This is a genomic window from Stenotrophomonas sp. 2YAF22, from assembly GCF_052114665.1.
GTDB lineage: Bacteria > Pseudomonadota > Gammaproteobacteria > Xanthomonadales > Xanthomonadaceae > Stenotrophomonas > Stenotrophomonas indicatrix.
This window is the reverse complement of the sequence record NZ_JBFRFE010000639.1, coordinates 1-2,435: the sequence shown is the minus strand read 5'-3', so window position 1 is coordinate 2,435 and position 2,435 is coordinate 1. Positions and strand designations below refer to the sequence as shown.

General features: G+C 65.1%; 3 protein-coding genes. All 3 read left to right on the top strand.

Features of this window, described 5'->3' with window-relative positions; all coding sequences use genetic code 11:
- The coding region (locus tag AB4Y84_RS19320; RefSeq protein ID WP_442250691.1) for a DegT/DnrJ/EryC1/StrS family aminotransferase at positions 1 to 809 on the top strand (809 nt) is incomplete at its 5' end.
- A 152-nt stretch (positions 810 to 961) separates the two neighbouring features.
- Positions 962 to 1,648, top strand: a complete 687-nt coding sequence (locus AB4Y84_RS19315) for an MtnX-like HAD-IB family phosphatase (protein WP_363730785.1) — start codon at positions 962 to 964, stop codon at positions 1,646 to 1,648.
- A 48-nt stretch (positions 1,649 to 1,696) separates the two neighbouring features.
- Positions 1,697 to 2,435: aminotransferase class III-fold pyridoxal phosphate-dependent enzyme (locus tag AB4Y84_RS19310; protein ID WP_442250690.1), on the top strand; the 739-nt coding region annotated here is incomplete at its 3' end.

Below are 2,435 nucleotides of genomic sequence, written 5' to 3'. Positions count from 1 at the left end.
CATGTGCCATTGCGCACCGCGTCGGTGCGTGGGTGATCGAGGACGCCGCACAGGCACTGGGTGCACGCGTGGCCGGCAACAGCGTCGGCCTGCGCGGCGATATCGGCTTCTTCAGCCTGGCCGCCGGCAAGGGCCTGAGCCTGCATGAGGGCGGTCTGCTGCTGACGCGTGATGAAGAACTGCGTGCGGCTTTGATCGAGCAGGCCGCAGGACACACGCCCTTCAAGCCGCGCTGGGAACTGACCCGCAGCCTGCAGCTGCTGGGCCTGGCGGCCTGCTACCGCCCTTCCCTGCTGTCGCTGGTGTATGGAAATCCGCTGCGGCGTGCCCTGCGCCGCGGCGACCTGGAAGCCGCGGTGGGTGACGTATTTCCACTGGATATTCCGCAGCATCACGTCAGCCGCTGGCGGCAGAGCGTCGGTGCACGCGCAACACAGCGCCTGCCCGATTTCCTGCAGGCCGCCCGTCTGCGTGCGCTGCAGCTGCGCATGCAGCTGGAGTCGCTTCCCGCCGTTGAAGTGGTGGACGGAATGCCTGGCACCCAGGGCACCTGGCCGATGCTGATGCTGCTGCTGCCCAGCGAACGTGCGCGTGACAAAGCGCTTTCATCGCTGTGGCAGCGCGGCCTGGGTGTCAGCCGCATGTTCATCCATGCATTGCCGGACTATGCCTATCTGCGAGGCGTCGTTGCAGACGCGCACGTACCCAATGCCCGCGACTTCGCCGCCCGCTCCCTGACCGTGGGCAACAGCCCCTGGCTGACCCACGAAGACACGCGCGAGATCGTAAAGGTGCTGGCAGGCCAGTAGTGGCCGAAGCCTGCTTCGCGCCTACTGGCTGAACGCTTCCCGAGTGCCTTCGTTCGGGCTTTCAGGTGGAAAGGAACGAGAAAGACGGCCTGCCTACATTGGCCCCGTCGCCGGCATCGTGCCAAGGCCTCTCTTCATCGACGGAGCTGCCCATGCAATGGAGCATCCTGTGTGACTTCGATGGCACCATCAGCCTCGAGGACGTCATCGATTCACTGCTGGAAAACTTCGGCCAGCCCGGTTGGCAACAGCTGGAAGACCAGTGGCGCTCCGGCGAGATCGGTTCGCGTGAATGCATGCAGGGCCAGGTCCGCCTGCTGAAGCTGGATCCGGCCACCCTCGATGCACACCTGGACCAGGTACGGATCGATCCGGGCTTCGCCGCCTTCGTCAATCGCGCGCAGGCGTTGGGCCTGCCACTGCGCATCGTCAGCGACGGCCTGGACTACGCAATCCATCGCATCCTCGCCAACCACGGCCTGCCGCCGCTGCCTGTGGTGGCCAACCACCTGCGCTGGTGTGACGGCCATTGGCAGCTGGAATCCCCTTACCAGGCCGAAGGCTGCCGCAGCGGCACCTGCAAGTGCACCTGCGCGGCGCAGGCGCGTGCTGACGAAGCTCCCCGCGTGTTGATGATCGGTGATGGCGCCTCGGATTTCTGCGTGTCCGAACACGCCGATTTCGTGTTCGCCAAGCGTCGCCTGATCGCCCATTGCACCAACGCCGGCATCCCCCACGCCGCCATCGACACCTTCCACGACGCCACTGCGCTGTTGCCGCGCCTGCTCGACGGCAGCCTGCTTCAACCCTCGCTTCCGCGGCTGCTCGCCACCGCCTGATCGCTCCGCCCGTTGCTTCCTTCGAATGCCCTCTCCGGAACCGAACCGATGAATATTTTTGACAAGAACGCCGATGCCGCCATCACCGATGCGCAGCTGCTGGCAGACGAAGCCCGCTACAGCTCCTTCGGTGACACCGTGCACTACGTCGATCCGCCGAAGATCTTCCAGCGCTGCGAAGGCAGCTACATGTTCGATGCCGCCGGCACCCCGTACCTCGATCTGCAGATGTGGTATTCGGCGTGCAACTTCGGTTACGCCAACCAGCGCCTGAACAATGCGCTGAAGGACCAGATTGATACCCTGCCGCAGGTCGCCAGCCAGTATCTGCACCCGACGCGCGTGCAGCTGGCCAAGACCATCGCGGTGGACATGCACGAGAAGTTCGGCCTCGACGGCCGCGTGCACTTCAACGTGGGTGGTGCGCAGGCGGTGGAGGATTCGCTGAAGATCGTCCGCAACGCGCGCAACGGCAAGAGCCTGATGTTCGCCTTCGAAGGCGGCTACCACGGCCGCACCCTCGGCGCCTCGTCGATCACCTCCAGCTACCGCTACCGCCGCCGCTACGGCCATTTCGGCGAACGCGCGATGTTCATCCCGTTCCCCTATCCCTTCCGTCGCCCGAAGGGCATGACCCCGGACGAATACTCCGACCACTGCGTGCACCAGTTCGAGCGCCTGTTCGAAAGCGAGTACAACGGCGTGTGGGATCCCAAGGTCGGCCAGGCCGAGTACGCCGCGTTCTACGTCGAGCCGATCCAGGGCACCGGCGGCTACGTCATTCCGC